The organism is Candidatus Eisenbacteria bacterium, from assembly GCA_035577985.1.
In the GTDB taxonomy this organism is placed as follows: Bacteria; Desulfobacterota; Binatia; order DP-6; family DP-6; genus DATJZY01.
Map to the genome: position 1 here is coordinate 1 of DATJZY010000021.1, position 15,881 is coordinate 15,881.

Annotated in this window: 13 protein-coding genes and 1 pseudogene; 9 read left to right on the forward strand and 5 right to left on the reverse strand. The window is 70.6% G+C overall.

From position 1 onward, the window contains the following. Positions 1-74 precede the first annotated feature (74 nt). A complete protein-coding gene (locus VMS22_02585; GenBank protein HXJ32900.1) occupies positions 75-1,541 on the forward strand; it encodes an aldehyde dehydrogenase family protein in 1,467 nt (488 codons plus the stop codon). A 26-nt stretch (positions 1,542-1,567) separates the two neighbouring features. Here VMS22_02585 and VMS22_02590 read toward each other — a convergent pair whose 3' ends face one another. The 3 genes from VMS22_02590 to mgtE are packed head-to-tail and all read right to left on the reverse strand — an operon-like array spanning position 1,568 to position 5,612. Continuing rightward, the gene (locus VMS22_02590) at positions 1,568-3,439 is read right to left on the reverse strand and encodes a hypothetical protein (protein ID HXJ32901.1); all 1,872 of its coding nucleotides are present in this window, start codon (positions 3,437-3,439) and stop codon (positions 1,568-1,570) included. A gap of 60 nt (positions 3,440-3,499) precedes the next feature. Then, positions 3,500-4,264 carry a class I SAM-dependent methyltransferase gene (locus tag VMS22_02595; GenBank protein HXJ32902.1) on the reverse strand — a complete coding sequence of 255 codons (765 nt, stop codon included), beginning with the start codon at positions 4,262-4,264 and terminating at the stop codon, positions 3,500-3,502. Between the two features lie 4 nt (positions 4,265-4,268). Continuing rightward, on the reverse strand, positions 4,269-5,612 hold the full coding sequence (gene mgtE / locus VMS22_02600) for a magnesium transporter (GenBank protein ID HXJ32903.1): 1,344 nt from the start codon (positions 5,610-5,612) through the stop codon (positions 4,269-4,271). Between the two features lie 186 nt (positions 5,613-5,798). Here mgtE and VMS22_02605 point away from each other — a divergent pair. The 4 genes and pseudogenes from VMS22_02605 to VMS22_02620 all read left to right on the forward strand — a co-directional run bounded on the left by VMS22_02605 (position 5,799) and on the right by VMS22_02620 (position 9,528). Beyond that, a pseudogene (locus VMS22_02605) lies at positions 5,799-6,086 on the forward strand (4Fe-4S dicluster domain-containing protein). A 531-nt stretch (positions 6,087-6,617) separates the two neighbouring features. Then, entirely contained in the window at positions 6,618-8,390 is a 1,773-nt protein-coding gene (locus VMS22_02610; protein HXJ32904.1) for an exonuclease domain-containing protein, read from the forward strand. Beyond that, positions 8,387-9,262 (forward strand): hopanoid biosynthesis-associated protein HpnK, encoded by an 876-nt coding sequence (gene hpnK, locus VMS22_02615; protein HXJ32905.1) that lies wholly within the window; start codon positions 8,387-8,389, stop codon positions 9,260-9,262. The genes VMS22_02610 and hpnK overlap by 4 nt, the downstream gene beginning before the upstream one ends. Further along, a complete protein-coding gene (locus VMS22_02620; GenBank protein HXJ32906.1) occupies positions 9,259-9,528 on the forward strand; it encodes a hypothetical protein in 270 nt (89 codons plus the stop codon). The genes hpnK and VMS22_02620 overlap by 4 nt, the downstream gene beginning before the upstream one ends. On the opposite strand, the gene hpnI is transcribed toward VMS22_02620, so the two are convergent. Then, the gene (gene hpnI, locus VMS22_02625) at positions 9,525-10,727 is read right to left on the reverse strand and encodes a bacteriohopanetetrol glucosamine biosynthesis glycosyltransferase HpnI (GenBank protein HXJ32907.1); all 1,203 of its coding nucleotides are present in this window, start codon (positions 10,725-10,727) and stop codon (positions 9,525-9,527) included. The genes VMS22_02620 and hpnI overlap by 4 nt on opposite strands. Beyond that, entirely contained in the window at positions 10,727-12,184 is a 1,458-nt protein-coding gene (gene hpnJ / locus VMS22_02630) for a hopanoid biosynthesis associated radical SAM protein HpnJ (GenBank protein HXJ32908.1), read from the reverse strand. Before hpnJ ends, hpnI begins: the two co-directional genes overlap by 1 nt. A gap of 178 nt (positions 12,185-12,362) precedes the next feature. Between hpnJ and VMS22_02635 the strand changes: the two genes are divergently transcribed. The 4 genes from VMS22_02635 to VMS22_02650 are packed head-to-tail and all read left to right on the forward strand — an operon-like array spanning position 12,363 to position 15,880. Next, positions 12,363-14,009 carry an isocitrate lyase/phosphoenolpyruvate mutase family protein gene (locus VMS22_02635; GenBank protein ID HXJ32909.1) on the forward strand — a complete coding sequence of 549 codons (1,647 nt, stop codon included), beginning with the start codon at positions 12,363-12,365 and terminating at the stop codon, positions 14,007-14,009. After that, positions 14,010-14,507, forward strand: coding sequence for a thiamine pyrophosphate-binding protein (locus VMS22_02640; protein ID HXJ32910.1), 498 nt, complete (start codon positions 14,010-14,012; stop codon positions 14,505-14,507). It begins immediately after the preceding gene. Between the two features lie 3 nt (positions 14,508-14,510). Next, the gene (locus tag VMS22_02645) at positions 14,511-15,080 is read left to right on the forward strand and encodes a thiamine pyrophosphate-dependent enzyme (GenBank protein ID HXJ32911.1); all 570 of its coding nucleotides are present in this window, start codon (positions 14,511-14,513) and stop codon (positions 15,078-15,080) included. Further along, the gene (locus VMS22_02650) at positions 15,077-15,880 is read left to right on the forward strand and encodes a metallopeptidase family protein (protein ID HXJ32912.1); all 804 of its coding nucleotides are present in this window, start codon (positions 15,077-15,079) and stop codon (positions 15,878-15,880) included. Before VMS22_02645 ends, VMS22_02650 begins: the two co-directional genes overlap by 4 nt. The last annotated feature ends 1 nt before the right edge of the window (position 15,881 follow it).

Sequence of the window (15,881 nt, forward strand, 5' to 3'; positions counted from 1 at the left end):
CGCAGGGTCGACAGCCGGAGCGGGGGCGTCCTATACAGGCCGGGTCACAGCATCCGCACGGTAAGGAGACGATCGTGGGCGCAGCGCAGATGTTCATCGACGGGAAGTGGACGCCGGCCAAGAGCGGCAAGACGTACGACGTGCCGAATCCGGCGACCGAGGAGACGATCGGCAACGCGCCGGACGGCGGCGTCGAGGACATGCAGCGCGCGATCGCGGCGGCCCGCAAGGCGTTCGACGAAGGGCCCTGGCCGAAGAGCAGCCGTCACGAGCGCCACCGCGCGCTCATGCGCATCGCGGACGCAATGGAGCGCCGCAAGGAGGAGATGCGGACGCTCCTCGTCGCCGAGGCCGCGGCGACCTACATCGAGCATTCCGTGCAGGTCGATGCGCCGATCGATCAGGCGCGCGCGTACGCCGAGCTGGCGCTGCGTTTCGAGTTCGAGGAGCAGCTCCCGTCGCGCGCGTCGATGGGACCGCTCGGGCCGCAGATGAACTCCGGCATCGTCTACCGTCACCCCGTGGGCGTGTGCGGCATGATTCCCACCTGGAACTTCCCGGTGTTCGTCGCCATGCAGAAGCTCGGGCCGGCCCTCGCGACGGGCTGCACGATGGTGTTCAAGTCGTCGCCGTACGGGCCGCTCATCAACCTCTTCCTCGCCGAGATCTGCGCCGAGGCCGACCTGCCGCCCGGCGTCGTCAACTGGGTGACGGGGCAGTCGACGGCCATCAGCCAGGCCCTGTGCGAGGATCCGCGCATCGACAAGATCAGCTTCACGGGCAGCGTCGCGACCGGCAAGGCGATCATGGCGGCCGCGTCGAAGACGCTGAAGCGCGTGCACCTGGAGCTCGGCGGCAAGTCGGTCGGCCTCTACCTCGACACCGACAACCTCCAGATGCAGGCGATGACGGCGAGCGGGCCGGCGATGTTCCACGCCGGACAGGGCTGCGCCATGTCGACGCGCGTGCTCGTGCCCCAGGACAAGCACGACGAGTTCGTCGGGGTCATGGCGGGCTTCGTGCAGGGCATGGTGAAGGTCGGCAATCCCGCCGATCCGACCGTCATGCTGGGGCCCGTCGTGCGCGAGGAGCGACGCGTGAAGATCGAGGAGTACATCGAGGCCGGGAAGAAGGAGGGCGCGACGCTGGTCACCGGCGGGGGACGCCCGAAGGACCTGCCCAAGGGCTACTTCCTCGAGCCGACCATCTTCGCCAACGTCTCCAACACGATCCGCATCGCGCGCGAGGAGATCTTCGGACCCGTCGTCGCCGTGATTCCGTACAAGGACGTCGACGACGCCGTGCGGATCGCGAACGATTCCACGTATGGCCTGGGCGGCGGCATCTCGTCCTCCGACGTCGGCAAGGCGGTCGAGGTCGCCAAGCGCATCCGCACCGGCGTCGTGTGGATCAACAACGGGCTCCTGCCCATGACCGACGCGCCCTTCGGCGGCTTCAAGGAAAGCGGCATCGGCCGCGAGGGCGGCAAGTGGGGCATGGAGGAGTACACGGAGATCCAGCAGATCACGTGGAAGGCGTGAGCCAGCGGGCGCGGGGCCGGCGCGAGCTACGGCGCCGAACGGAACGTTGCTCCGCGCGCCGGCGCGAGATCGGCTTCGAAGCACGTCGGCGCGTCGCCTCGCACTAGGCGAACCCGCAACGCTGCCGGGAGCTGGAGCGCTTCGGGAAGCCCTTTCGCCTTCAGCGTGATGCGGCTGCCCGCGGCCGTGGACGCGAGGCGAAGGACGCTGACGCCGTCCTGCGCCGCGGCCGGATCGCGATAGCGGAAGCCGCGAGGGGTCTCCTTCCAGCACGGGCCCGCGCCGCACGTAGCGGCTCCGGGTATCGTCAGCTCGGCGAGCGCGTGATCCGTCTCGTCGGCGCCGTCGACCAGGCAGAGCGTCAGGTCGGTCGCCGCCGTCGGGTCGCCGAAGCTCGCAGCGCCCACCGGCGTCGCGCTCTGCCAGGTCCAGCGCAGACGGTCGCCAGCGTTGCCGCCAGGCACTCGCGACAACGCCGAGGTGTCCGCGGCGGTGCAGCCCGCCTCGACCGGGACCACGTGTGCGCACGTGCCGGCGCGGCAGACGTCCGCCGTGCACGCACTGCCGTCGTCGTCGCACGGGCTCTCGTCGGCCTCGAGGGTGCAGGCGGCGCTGCAGCAGTCACCGTCGGCGGTGTTGCCGTCGTCGCACGCCTCGCCGGACTCGACGCGCCCATTGCCGCAGGTGGCGACGACGAAGCGGGCGGCGAGGAGCTCGTCCGTACTCTGCACCGTCGCGACGACGTGCCCGTCGTCGGGCATTGCGACGGAGAAGAGCGGCGGTGTCCGGCCGATCGCGAGGCCGCCGTCGCCGAACGCGGGATCGAGCCGCCCGTCCGTGAGAAAGCGCGCGAGGACCCCGGTGCACGCGACCCCGGGCTCGCACGTCTGCCCGACTACGACGATGCTGCCGTCGGGCCCGAGGACGGCGTCGAACGGATCGTCGCGGCCCGGCCCGATGGCGGTGACGGTGACGCCCCCGTCGCCGAAGGTGGGATCCAGGGTGCCGTCCACGGCGTAGCGGACCACGGCGAACTCGTGGTCGCCGGGTGCGACCGTGGTGCCGCCGACCCCGACGATCTTGCCGTCGGCTTGGCCGAGGAGCTTCCGGAGAGAGTCGGACCCGGCGCCGAGCGACGTGGTGACGATACCGTCGGTACCGAAATTCGGATCCAGGTCGGAGCCACCGAGCAATCGAAAGAGCACGAAGTCTCCGCGCTCCGTGCCGCCGTATACGACCGCGTCGCTCTGCTCGAGCACGTCGGCGCCCGACGACGGGCCGTCCAGGAAGAAGATGCCGCTGCCGGAGCCCAGGGGGAGACTCCCTCCGACGAAATCGTCGTCGGTCGCCGCGAAGTCGATGGTCCGATCGGGACGCACCGCGAGGCCGGCGACCTCGCGGGCCAGGGCCGAGTTGCGGAAGCCGTCGATGCCGAAGTCGCGGTCGAACACGCCGTCGGTGAAGTAGCGGGTCATGATGAGAAGCCTCGATGTCTCGCCCGTGCCGAGGAGCGTCGTCGTGATGCCCGCGGCGACGACCTTCCCGTCGGGGTCGAGCGCGAGCCGGCGTACGACCGCGCCGTCGGCGAGAGGGAGGCGCGTGTGGACGAGACCGGCGTCGCCGAAGTCGAGCAGGGGCAAGCCCTGCGCATCGAATCGCACGAGAACGAACTTGCGTACGCCGTCCCCTTCGGGGTCGCCGGTGCCGCCGACGATCACGGAGCCGTCGGGCAGCGCCAGCACGTCGTTGCCCTGCCCCCGGGACACCGCTCGGCGCGCGATGCCCCCACTCCCGAAGGTGGGGTCGAGGTCGCCGGGCCGCGTCGCAGCGTCTGCCGTTGCCTCCACGAGGCCGAGGCAAGCGAGAGCCGTGAGCGACCGAACGAGGCGCGAGGTCATGCGATTCTCCTTCTGGCCACCTACGCCCGAGTCCACCCGGCGGATGCAGGGAGCGCGGCATCAGAGTTTCCGCGCCTTCCAGATCTCCTCCGACGGCCAGCGGCGCGCCCACTCGAGCGGCACGAACTGCCAGCGCCCCGACGACGCGTCGGGCGCGGGGCGTACCTCGATCAGGTCCTCGACCGTGAACCCGTGGCGGCGAAGGAGCCGCACCCACTCGCCGTGCGGCAGGTGGAAGTACACCGAGCCGTCGCTCGGATCGACGTCACGTCGCATGCCGAAGTAGTCGTTCACGAGCGTCGTGCCGGCGGCAGATGCGTCGATCGGCCAGCAGGCCTGGAGGAGGGGTGTGTTGCTGAGGAAGGCGAGCAGGCCACCCGGACGCAGCAGGCGCGCGGCTTCTGCGACCCAGCGCTCGGGGTCGACCCACAGCGCGGCGCCGTATTCGTTGAAGACGGCGTCGAAGCTCGCATCGCGCAGCGGTACGGCGGCGGCGTCGGCGTGGATCAGCGGGAAGACGGGTCCGATCTCGCGCTGCAGGAGGCGTGCGCTCGCGAGCTGCGCCGGCGAGTTGTCGAGCCCGACCACCCGCGCGCCGCGCCGCGCGAGCCAGGCCGACTGGTAGGCCGTGCCACAGCCGAGCTCGAGCACGTTCTTTCCGGCGACGTCGCCGAACACGCCGAGCTCGCGCTCGGGCACGTGCCAGATGCCCCAGCACGGCTCGGTCGACGCCCAGCTTCGCCGGCCGTCGACGCGATAGTCCTCGGCCCAGGCGTTCCAGACGGCGCGATTGCGACGTGCGTCCTCGCCGGCGCTCGGGGCCATCGGTCTAGAGCAGCGTCCCGCCGAGCACGACGCTCCCCACGGTGAAGTAGATGACGATGCCGCTGACGTCGACGAGCGTTGCCACGAACGGCGCCGAGGCGCTCGCGGGGTCGAAGCCGAGGCGCGTCAGCAGCATCGGCAGCGTGGCGCCGACCAGCGTGCCCCACATGACGACACCGATGAGGCTCGCCGCCACCGTGATCGCGATCAGGAGGTAGTGGTCGCCGTAGAGGCCGAAGAGCGCCTGCCAGGCGAGGATCCGCACGAGACCGATCGTGGCCAGGATCGCGCCGAGCGAGAGGCCCGCTGCGATCTCGCGGCGCACGACGCGCCACCAGTCGCGCAGTCGCAGCTCCTGCAGCGCCATGGCGCGGATCACGAGCGTCGAGGCCTGCGAGCCGGAGTTGCCGCCGCTCGAGATGATGAGCGGCACGAACAGCGCGAGCACGACGGCGCGCGCGATCTCGCGCTCGAAGTAGCCCATCGCCGTCGCCGTGAACATCTCGCCGATGAAGAGCGCGGAGAGCCAGCCGGCGCGCTTGCGGACCATCTGGCGGAAGCTCACGTCCAGGTACGGCGCGTCGAGGGCTTCCATGCCGCCGATCTTCTGGATGTCTTCGGTCGCCTCCTCGCGCACGACGTCGACGATGTCGTCGACGGTGACGATGCCCTTCATCCGGCGGTCCTTGTCGACGACCGGAATGGCGATGAAGTTGTGCTCCGCGAACAGGGCCGAGAGCGCCTCCTGGTCCATCTCCTCCTCGGCGACGACGACGTCGGTGCGCATGACGTCGCGCACGCGTCGCTCGGGCGGTGCGATGAGGAGGTCCCGGAACGTGATGACGCCGAGGAGCTTCTGATCGGGATCGAGCACGTAGACGTAATAGAGCGTCTCGGCGTGCTCGCGCGCCTGGCGCCGCAGGTAGCTGGTCGCTTCGTCGACGCTCATCTCCGGACGGAGGCGGACGTAGCGCGGGTTCATGAGACCGCCGGCGTCGTCCTCGGCGTAGGCGAGGAGGGCCACGACCTCTTTTCGCGTCGAGTCGTCGAGCAGCCCGAGCAGCCGCGGTCGATCCTCGATCGGTGCTTCCTGGATCACGTCGGCGGTGTCGTCGGGCGGCAGCAGACGCATCCACGTCCGGGCCTCCTGCGGCGGCGCAGCGAGAAAGAGCTCCGTCTGGTCACGTGTCTCGAGGGCCTGAATCAGCTCCTCGGCTTCGGTCCACGTGAGCAGGCGGAGCCCTTCCAGCCGCTCGCCGGCCGACAGGACGTCCCACGCGTCCTTCAGCTCCTCGGCTCGGAGGGGCGTGATCGTCGGCCCACTCCACGCGCTCGTTTCGGCGCTCATGGCTCGGTCCTCGTCTTGGCCCAGAGCGGGTGCCAAGAGGGCGAGCCGCGCTGGGGTTCCTACCTGTGGAGACGGCGATTGCCGTCGCTACTCATACCGGGGTGGAGGTAGCGCAGTTTGGCGCGAGGGTCCAGCCGCGCTCGCCCGTTTGAACGGCGGGGTGTGGGGGGTTATTCCTGCGGGGTCATGGCGACGATGATCACGAGCGAGTGCATCAACTGCGGCGCCTGCGAGCCGGAGTGTCCGAACACCGCCATCTATCAGGGCGGCGTCGACTGGCAGGCCCCGGACGGCGCCATGCACAAGCCGCTCTCGAACGACATCTTCTACATCGTCCCCGAGAAGTGCACCGAGTGCGTCGGCTTCCACGACCACGAGGCCTGCGCGGCCGTGTGCCCGGTCGACTGCTGCGTGCCGAACCCCGACATTCCGGAGACGCACGACGTGCTGCTGCTGCGCGCCCGCGCGCTCCATCCGGGCGAGAGCATCCCCGACGACGCCCCGTCGCGCTTCAAGAAGGAAGGCGGCGAGGCGCCGAAGGCGGCCGCGGCACCGGCGGGCGCGCCGGCTGCGCCCGCGGCGGTGGCGCCGGTCGCGGCGGCCGCCGCCACCGACGTCGTCTACGAGGCGGCGCCGGGGCTCGCCATCCCGTCGCCCGATGAGTGGGAGATCCCGATCCGCTGCTATCGCTGCACGGGCGAGTACACGGTGCCGTTCGATCGCTTCCAGGCGGGCGTCGTGTTCCGCTGCCCGCACTGCCTCGGCTCGCTCGTCCCGACGCTCAGCATGGTGCGCGCGGTGCGCGAGGCCATCGAGGGCTTTCACGCGAAGTGGTCGGATGCGTTCGCGCGGTTCCACGACAAGCGCCAGCGCGAGCTCGAGCTGTTCGAGGAGCGCCAGCGTCAGGAGCTGGAAGAGTTCGGGGCGAAGCTCGGGAAGGTCGTCGGCCGCGAGCGCGCGCCCGGCGCGCCGACCAAGCGCAAGCCGTTCTTCAGTTTCTAGTAGGTGCGACAGCGCCTCTACGACTACCTGCTCGAGCGGCCCGCCGGCGCGACGCCCGACGAGCTGTCGCAGCTCGTCTTCACCTCGCCCGGGCGCGATCGCGAGTTCGCGCACCGCATCGTCGCGCTCCTCCTGGACGCCGACGCGCGCTTCCATTTCGACGAGGGCAGGGGCCGCTGGACGGTCCGCGACCACGAGCTGCTCGCGCGCCCGCTCGCGGAGACGGCGTTCGTCGTCGTCGACCTCGAGACCACCGGGCGCGCACCGGGCGCGACCGGCATCACCGAGATCGGCGCCGTACGCGTGCAGGGGGGACGCCTGCACGAGACGTTCGCGACGCTCGTGAACCCCGGCCACCCGATCCCGCCGTTCATCAGCGGCCTCACGGGAATCACCGACGAGATGGTCGCGGGTGCGCCGCCCATCGCGGACGCGCTGCGGGGGTTTCTCGCCTTCGCCGGCGACGCCATCCTCGTGGCCCACAACGCCGCGTTCGACATGGGCCACTTGAACGCCGCGCGCCGCGCGCTCGAGGGACGCGCCGTCGACCTTCCGGCCGTCTGCACGCTGCGCCTCGCGCGCCGGCTCCAGCCCGAGCTCGAGCGCAAGGGGCTCGACAGCGTCGCGAGCGCGCTCGGCATCGGCATCGTCGATCGCCACCGTGGCCTGGGCGACGCGCGCATCACGGCCGAGGTGCTGTGCGTGTTCCTGGAGCAGCTCGCGGCGCGCGGCGTGACGCGCGTGGGTGACCTGCTCGCTTTCCAGCGCCAGGCGCCCGACGGCGAGCCCTGGGAAGTCCACGTGCCGCTCGACCGGCTCGCCGACGTCCCCCCGACGCCGGGTGTGTATCGGCTCCTCGACGAGGACGGCCGCCTGCTCTACGTCGGGCGGGCGCGGCGCCTGCGGGATCGCCTCGCGAGCTACTTCGCGAGCCCCGAGGGCCATTCGTCGCACACGCTGGCGCTCGTGCGCCTGGTGCACGACTTCACGATCGTCGAGACGGGCTCCGAGCTGGCGGCGGCGTTGCTGGAGGCGCGGCTCATCCACGACGAGCGTCCACCGCGCAACCGCAACCGCCGTCACCTGCCGCGTCTCGGCTTCCTCAAGCTGAACCCGCGCAGCGCGGCGCCGCGCCTGGCCGTCACGCATCGCCTCGGGACGGACCGCGCGCTCTATCTGGGTCCGCTCGACTCGATCGACCTCGCGCGGCGTGCGCAGGAGACGCTGGCGCGCGCCTTCGGGCTGCGGACGCGCATCTCCGACCCGCCGCCGGATCCGAACGTCTACCCGTCACGCGTCGAGTCGTTTCGCGCCTTTGCCGAAGGACGGGCCGATCTCATGGCCGGTGATCTCACCGAAGCGGATCGCGCGACCCTCACGACGATGCGCGATCGGCTCGCGGCGCGCGCCCGCATCGTCACCCGGCAGAACTACGTCGTCCTGCTGCCGACCGTCGCGCGCGAGGAGGCGCAGCTCTACGTCGTGCTGGGCGGGCGGCTCGCGTTCGAGTCCCGGCTCGGCGCCGACGGCGACCTGCGCGCCGCGATGAGCGTCATCCGCGAGCGCTTCGGCCGCTATCAGAGCCTGCCGCTCGAGCGTGCCGACGTCGAGGCGACGACGGTCCTCGCCGGATGGCTCCGCGACCGGCGTCGCGAGGGGATCTTCCTGCCGTTCGACGATCCCGGCCACCTCGAGGAGCAGCTCGACCAGCTGACGGTGACGCTCCACGACCTGCGCCAGCGCGGTCCGCTCCCGGCGATCGACGGCTTGCGGTGAGCACGACGCGCCTCATCGTCAGCGGCGACGACTTCGGCGCCGCGGTCGAGGTGAACGAGGGCATCGTCCGCGCCCACGAGCACGGCATCCTCACCTCGACGAGCCTCATGGTGACGGGCGAGGCCGCCGCCCACGCGGTCGAGCTCGCGCGCACCCGTGCGACGCTCGCGGTGGGGCTCCACCTCGTCATGGCGCAAGGGCGGGCCGCCACGCCGCCGCGGGCGATCCCGGAGCTCGTCGGGGCCGACGGCGCGTTCCGCGACACGCCCATACGAAACGGCCTCCGCTACGCGTGGGCGTACGTCCGCCGCGTCGGGCGGGCGCAGCTCGTGCGCGAGATCGAAGCCCAGCTCGAGGCGTTCACGCGCACCGGGCTCCCCCTCGCGCACGTCGACGGGCATCTGAACATGCACCTCCACCCGATGATGCTGCCGATCCTCATCGAGCTGGCCCCGCGCTACGGCATCCGGGCCATGCGGCTCTCGCGCGAGGATCTGGGCGCGGCCCTGCGGTACGATCGACGGCACGGTCTGCGCAAGCGCTTCGAGGGCGTCGTCTTCCACACGCTCGCGGCTTGGGCCGCGCCGCGGCTGCGCGCCGCAGGCATCGTCACGACCGAGCGCGTGTTCGGCATGCATCAGACCGGGCACGTCGACGAACGCTATCTGCTGCACGTGATCGCCTCGTTGCCGCCGGGCGCGAGCGAGATCTACTGCCACCCGGCGACCGGCCAGGCGGCGGCGATGGCTCGCTACCAGCAGGGCTACGATCACGAAGGCGAGGTCGCCGGGCTCACCAGCCCCCGCGTCGCGGAGGCGATCCGCGCCGCCGGGATCCGGCTCACGAGCTACCGGGAGCTCGCCGCGGCATGATCGGCGTCGTCGCGGCGATCGCAGCCAGCGTCGGCGATCTGCTCCTGCTGCTCGCCTCGAACGCCGCGCGCCCCGATCTCGCGTGGCTGCCGCGACCGTCCGGGACGGCGCTCCTCGCCGGCACGTACCTCGGCGTGGTGGCGATTCCGGTGTACGGGATCGGTTACCGGGGGGTGGCCGCCCGCTTTTCCAGCGTTCCGGCCGCGCCCAACCTGGCGCACGTCGTCTTCTTCGCGCTGGTCGCGCTCGGTCGGCGGCGGCCCTAGGCCGCGTGCGTCTCGTGCTGCTGGAACGCGGGCTCGCGCGCGCCCGACGGCAGATCGCCGCCGAGCGGTACCATGCGCCCGTCCCGCAGGACGCGAAGGTGCTGGCCGCTCCACACGACGTTCGAGCCGAGCCACGACGCGAGCCACACGGCGGAGTAGCCGAGGTCCTTCAACGGGACCATCCACATGTGCCGTGGCGTGTCGCGCTCGCGCAGGAGCCGCATGATGGCGCGCAGCGTTCCGACGCGCGCCGTGATCGCGGCGGCGAAGAACCCCCACCCGAGGAGCGAGCCGCGCGTCACGACGAGCGCCAGGAGACCCCACAGCATCGCGTGCGTGACGACCGACGCGAACCAGCCCACGGGCAGGCAGACGCGGTAGGTGCGCGCCCACCGCACCTGATGGCGCCAGACGTCGCCCACGGTGGTGGAGTCGAGGATGGTTTCGACGATGTACGGCAGGAGCACGAGCTCGTAGCCCGCCTCCTTCATCCACGCGCCCAGTCGGTTGTCGTCGGCGAGGTAGTCGGCGAGCGGCAGAAAGCCGCCGATCGCGTCCAGCGCCTCGCGCTTGAACGTCATCGCGGCGCCGAGCGCGTAGCTCTGGCCGGTGAAGTGGGCCGCGAGCACCATCGGGATGAAGTCGGTGTTGATGAGGAGCGACTCCGCGACCGATGGCAATCCGAAGAAGCCGCGGCCGCGATAGAGGCAGCTCGTGAGGCCGACCTTCGGCTTGGCGAGCGGCGCCACGACGCGGCGCAGGTAGTCGGGTCGCACGCGGATGTCGGCGTCCGAGAGCGCCAGCACCGGGTGCTTCGCGTGCGCCATCATATGGCACAGGTTGGCGACCTTGCGGTTGGTTCCCGGCCGGTCGCCGATCGAGAGGACGAGGTCGCGTTCGGGGAAGTCGCGCTGGATCTTGTGCACGATCTCGACCGCGGGATCGTTCGGATCGGTCACCCCGAACACGATCTGGTACTCGGGGTAGTCCTGGCGGCAGAAGCTCGCGAGGTTCGCGTAGAGGTCGATGCCGCGGCCCTTGAGGGGCTTGAGGATCGTGACCGGCGGCCGGTAGTCCTTCGCGCGCGCCGCCCGCCGGCGGGCGCGGCGGAAGAACGCCGCCGCACCGACGAGCTGGAAGAGCTGGTACCCGGTCGCGACGACCGAGCACGCGAGCACGGCCCACACGACGGGGGACATCACGCCGGAGCGCCGGCTCCGGGCGGGGTCGCCGTCTGTGCGATCTGCCGCCGCTTCAGCATCGAGCCGATGAACTGCCTGCCCTCGCTGAGCAGGCGCTTCGCCTCCTCGCGGTCGCGCATCATCTTCTTCACCGACTTCCAGATGTAGCGCCGGCTGAAATAGTAGCGGCGGTAGAACGTCTCGACGGCCTTGAAGATGTCGTCGGCGGACGCCTCGGGATACGAGACCGTGCACTTCTGGTAGCCGGTCTCGTCGACGAGGCTGTCGACCGTGAGGTACTTGTGCTCGCGCACCCAATCGTACATCGCGGTGCCAGGGTACGGCGACGCGAGCGAGACCTGCAGCGTCTCGGGCTGCATCTCCTGCGCGAAGCGGATCGTCTCCTCGATCGTGTCGCGCGTCTCGCCCGGCAGCCCGACGATGAACGTGCCGTGGATGAGGATGCCGACGTCGTGACAGTCCTTGGTGAAGCGGCGCGCGCGCTCGACCGACACGCCCTTCTTGATGTTCTTGAGGATCTGCTCGTTCCCCGACTCGTAGCCCACGACGAACAGGCGGAGCCCGCCGTCCTTCATCGCCTTCAGCGTCTCGCGGTCGACGTTCGCGCGCGAGTTCGTGGACCAGGTGATGCCGAGCCTGCCGAGCCCCTTGGCGATCTCGACCGCGCGCTTGGGGTCGGCCGTGAACGTATCGTCGTCGAAGAACAGCTCCTTCATCTCGGGGAAGTAGCGGCGCAGGCTCGCGCACTCTTCGAGCACGTTCTCGACGCTGCGCGTGCGGTAGCTGTGGCCCGTCGTCACCTGCGGCCACAGGCAGAACGTGCAACGCGCCGGACAGCCCCGGCCCGTGTAGAGCGACACGTAGGGGTACTGGCAGTAGGGCGAGTTGTACTTCTTGTAGTCGAGGTCGCGCGCGTAGACGTCGGTCGAGAACGGGAGCGCGTCGAGCTGCTCGGTCGTGAGCGGGTCGGGCTCGTCGTTGTGATGGTAGACGCCGTTCTCGAGGTAGCAGATGCCCTTCACGTCGCGGAACGGGCGGCCTTCGGCGACCGCGACCACGGCGATGTCGAACTCCTTGCGCGCGACGTAGTCGACGACGCCCGCAAAGCGCAGGGACTCCTCCGGGCGCGCCGTCACGTGGCCGCCGACGAAGCCGATCACGGTGTCGGGCTTGGCGCTCTTGAGCGCCTGGGCGGTGCGGACGTCGGCGCGGAAGGACGGCGTGCTCGTATGGATGACGATGTGGTCGAAGTCCTTGGCGACAGCGACCACCTGATCGATGGTCATGTGCTCGGGCGGCGCATCCAGCAGCCGTGCCCCGGGCAGCATGCCTGCCGGGTAGGACAACCAGGTCGGGTACCAGAACGACCAGACCTCGCGTTTTGCCTGGTAGCGAGCGCCTGCTCCCCCGTCGAAGTCGTCGTACGAGGGCGGGTTGAGGAAAAGGGTCCGCATCTTCTTCCTCCCTGAAGGAGACACGCGACGGTCATATTGCGGTGCTGACCGAGCGGTAAGTAAGGGTGGTATATGACCGATGATGGACGCGCAACCATACGGGCGGTCAACGTCGTATCACCGAGCAGAACAATCCCATTGCTGGGCCACCGACCCACCGCTATAAACCCGCCTTCCCATGCGAGAGGCTCTCATGCCCCGCCTGCGGCAGCCCCGGCCGGATCACCCGGTTCTCCTTGCCGCGGGTGCGCACGACGCCCTCTCGGCGAAGCTCGCCGAAGAGGCCGGCTTCGATGCCATCTGGGCCAGCGGCTTCGGTATCTCCGCCGTCCAGGCCGTCCCGGACGCGAACATCCTGACCTTGACGGAGACGCTCGACGCCGTCCGGCGCATCTGCGACGCGGTCGAGATCTCCGTCGTCGCAGACTGCGACAACGGGTACGGCAACGCCATCAACGTCATGCGGACGGTGACGGAGTTCGAGCGCGCCGGGGCCGCGGGGATCTGCATCGAGGACAACGAGTTCCCGAAGCGGTGCTCCTTCTACGCCGGCGTGCGTCGCGACCTGGTTGCGCCCGAGGAGCACGCCCGCAAGGTCGAGGCTGCGGTCGCCGCGCGCCGGAGCCGCGACTTCGCGGTGATCGCGCGCACCGAGGCCCTCATCGTCGGGATGGGGCAGGACGAGGCCCTGCTGCGCGCCCGCCTGTACGCGGATGCCGGCGCCGACGCGGTGCTCGTCCACTCGAAGGCGAAGGACTTCACGGAGCTGGCCGCATTCGGGGCGGCGTGGGATCGCCCCGTGCCGCTGGTCGCCGTCCCGACGACCTACCCGGACGTCAGCACCGCCGAGCTCGCACGCGCGGGCTTTCGGCTCGCCATCTTCGCGAACCAGCCGCTCCGCGCCGCGATCGTCGCCATGCGCGACGCCCTCCGGCGCATGCGGGAGACCGAGAAGGTCTCGTCGGTCGAGGCGCACATCGTCCCGCTCGAGGAGGTCTATCGCCTGGTCGGCGTTCCGGAGCTCAAGGCGAACGAGAAGCGGTTCCTGTTCGCCGGTCCCGAGGCGCCGCAGGCCGTCATCCTGGCCGCCGGCACGGACACGCAGACCCTGCTGCCCGACCAGGATCGCCCCCGCGTCATGCTCGACGTGAAGGGCAAGACGATCCTCGACCGGCAGGTGGAATCGCTTCACGAGGCCGGTATCCGCGACGTGACCATCGTGCGCGGCTACAAGAAGCAGCAGGTCCACGTCGCCGGCGCCCGGCTGGTCGACAACGACCGCTTTCGCGAGACGGGCGAGCTGTACTCGCTGATGCGCGCCGAGGAGGCGCTCACGGGCCCGGTGGTCGTGCTGTACGGCGACATCGTCTTCGAGCAGAGCGTGCTCGAGCGCCTGCTGCGCGCGCCCGCCGACATCGCCGTGGTCGTCGATCGCTCGTTCCCGGATCTCCTGCGGGCGGGGCAGGCACCCACGGGACACGATCTCGTCGTCACCGACGCCCCGCCCGAGGGCCGCCGCTTCGTCGCCGCCGAGCAGGGGAGCCGCGTGCTCCGCATCGGTCCCGAGGTGCGGCCCGAGGAGGCGCACGGCGAGTTCATCGGGCTCACGGCGCTCTCGAAGACGGCCGCGACCCGCCTCAAGGAGATGCACGCGGAGCTGGAATCGCGGCGTGCGGAGGGCCTCGAGCGCGCGAGCCTCACGCACGTGCTCCAGGCGCTCATCGACCGCGGCGAGCCGGTGGTCGCGGTCGAGATCCACAAGGGCTGGATGGAGATCGAGAGCTTCGACGACTATCGCCGCGCCTGGCGCGAAGTGCAGAGCTGAGTGGCGTTCCCGGCCGATCGATTCGTCGACTCGCTTCTCACCGCCGGCATCGACTTCGCGACCGGCGTGCCCTGCTCGCTGGTCGGCCCGGTCATCGCCGAGCTCGAGCGGCGCGAGCTCTATCACGGCGAGACGCGCGAGGACGCGGCGCTCGGCGTCGCCGCCGGCGCCTACCTCGGCGGCAAGCTGCCGATGGTCGTGATGCAGAATTCGGGTCTCGGCGTGTGCTTGAACGCCCTCGCGTCGCTCCATCTCCTGTACGAGATGCCGTGCCTCGTGCTGGTCACCTGGCGCGGCATGGCGGGCAAGGATGCCCCCGAGCACCTGGTGATGGGCGAGGTGATGCCGCGGCTGCTCGATCTCTTCGGCATCCCGTGGCGCGCGCCCGAGCCCGACGCGCTCGCCGGCGACGTCGCCTGGGCCGGTGAGCGCCTGCGGGCGACCCGCAAGCCGGTGGCCCTGGTCGTTAGGCCGGGGCTCTTCACGACCCACGGCTAGCCCATGACGCTCGCCGACGCGCTCGCGATCATCATGCCTCGGCTCACGAACGAGGCGTGCGTGTGCTCGAATGGCTTCATGTCGCGCGCGGCGTACGGCGCGCGCGACAGCGACGCGTCGTTCTACATGATCGGGTCGATGGGGCTCGCCTCGTCGATCGGTCTCGGCATCGCCACGGCGCGCCCTTCGCGCCGCGTCCTCGTGCTCGATGGCGACGGCAACGTGCTGATGAACATGGGCACCCTCGCGACGATCGCCGTCGCGGCGCCGACGAACCTCCTCCACGTCTGTTTCGACAACGCGGCGCACGCCTCGACGGGCGGGCAGCGGACCATCTCCGATCGCGTCCGGCTCGACGCGGTCGCGCGCGCGGCGGGCTATGCCTGGGTCGGGCGCGTCGAGACGCCCGCCGAGCTCACGGGGCAGGTGCCGGCGTTTCTCGCCAAGGAAGGGCCGGCTTTCCTGCTCGTGCGGATCGCCCTCGGGCCGCCCGGACCTCCTGGGCCACGCATTCCCTACACGCCCACCGAGATGACGGCGCGCATGCGACGCGCTCTCGGCGCGGACTCGTGACGCCGCGCGACGAGGAAGCCCTCGGGCGGCTCCTCGACCGCATCGAGGAGCTCGATCGACAGGGCGACGCGCGGGCGCTGCGTCGCGAGGTCCAGCGCGGGCGGACGCGCTTTCCGGAATCCATCGACATGATGGAATGGGATGCGATGCTCGCGAGCGAGGACGGCCGCCTCGCCCCCGCGCTCGAGGTGCTCGACGCCATCCTCGTGCGGGCGCCGCGGCGCTTCTGGCCGCGACGCGAGCGGGCCGCGGTGCTCCTCGACCTCGGACGCTTCGAGGACGCGCTCGCAGCCCTCGACGATCTCGGGCGGGCGGCGAAGCTGCGCGACGACGACGAGCGCGCGAGCCTGCACCACGACCGCGGACTCTGCCTCGATCGCCTCGGCCGCGCCGCCGAGGCCGATCGCGAGTTCGCCCGCGCGGCGCGCCTCCACCCCAAGCAGTTCTTCGTGCCGCTGCGACTCTCGGCCGAGGAGTTCGACGTGCTGGTCGAGCGCGCGATCGATCACATCCCGCGGCGGTTCCAGAAGTACCTGCGGCAGACGGTCGTCACCGTCGACGACTATCCGCCGCTCGACTCAGAGGACCCGTTCGTTCTCGGCGTCTACCACGGGGTGCCGCGGCCCCAGCGCAGTGCGCTCAGCACGGACGATCCCGACACGATCATCGTCTTCAAGCGCTCGCACGAGATCACCTGTCGCGACGGCGCGAAGCTGGAAGAAGAAGTCGTGCGTACGGTCGTGCACGAGATCGCGCACCACTTCGGCATCGAGCACGAGGACATGGGCGACTTTCGCTAGC

Excerpts from the sequence above, each read along its gene's own strand:
- VMS22_02590 (HXJ32901.1), bottom strand. The coding sequence starts at position 3,439 with ATGACCTCGCGCCTCGTTCGGTCGCTCACGGCTCTCGCTTGCCTCGGC.
- VMS22_02595 (HXJ32902.1), bottom strand. The coding sequence starts at position 4,264 with ATGGCCCCGAGCGCCGGCGAGGACGCACGTCGCAATCGCGCCGTCTGG.
- mgtE (HXJ32903.1), bottom strand. The coding sequence starts at position 5,612 with ATGAGCGCCGAAACGAGCGCGTGGAGTGGGCCGACGATCACGCCCCTC.
- VMS22_02620 (HXJ32906.1), top strand. The coding sequence starts at position 9,259 with ATGATCGGCGTCGTCGCGGCGATCGCAGCCAGCGTCGGCGATCTGCTC.
- hpnI (HXJ32907.1), bottom strand. The coding sequence starts at position 10,727 with ATGTCCCCCGTCGTGTGGGCCGTGCTCGCGTGCTCGGTCGTCGCGACC.
- hpnJ (HXJ32908.1), bottom strand. The coding sequence starts at position 12,184 with ATGCGGACCCTTTTCCTCAACCCGCCCTCGTACGACGACTTCGACGGG.
- VMS22_02635 (HXJ32909.1), top strand. The coding sequence starts at position 12,363 with ATGCGAGAGGCTCTCATGCCCCGCCTGCGGCAGCCCCGGCCGGATCAC.
- VMS22_02645 (HXJ32911.1), top strand. The coding sequence starts at position 14,511 with ATGACGCTCGCCGACGCGCTCGCGATCATCATGCCTCGGCTCACGAAC.